The organism is Parabacteroides sp. AF21-43 (genome assembly GCF_003635435.1).
In the GTDB taxonomy this organism is placed as follows: Bacteria; Bacteroidota; Bacteroidia; order Bacteroidales; family Tannerellaceae; genus Parabacteroides; species Parabacteroides distasonis.
Window position 1 is genome coordinate 420 of the sequence record NZ_QTMG01000075.1, and the last position, 205, is coordinate 624.

Below are 205 nucleotides of genomic sequence, written 5' to 3' on the forward strand. Positions count from 1 at the left end.
AGACTTGACGTAAAGAGGTTCGGACTCAATGCAACAAGTCGCATAAAAGCGTTTGTCTTCAGGTTTGTCTCTGTACCAGCCAAGTGGATCAGAACATCAAGGCGGTATGTGCTGAATATCTATACCTGTAATAATGCTTACGCAGATATTTTTCAGACTGATTTTGGATAACGCCTACAACTTATGGGTATGATACTGCGTATTG

General features: G+C 41.0%; 1 pseudogene. It reads left to right on the plus strand.

The features are described from left to right. Positions 1–171: pseudogene (locus DWX84_RS22080) on the plus strand (IS1380 family transposase); the annotation flags it as partial. Positions 172–205 lie beyond the last annotated feature (34 nt).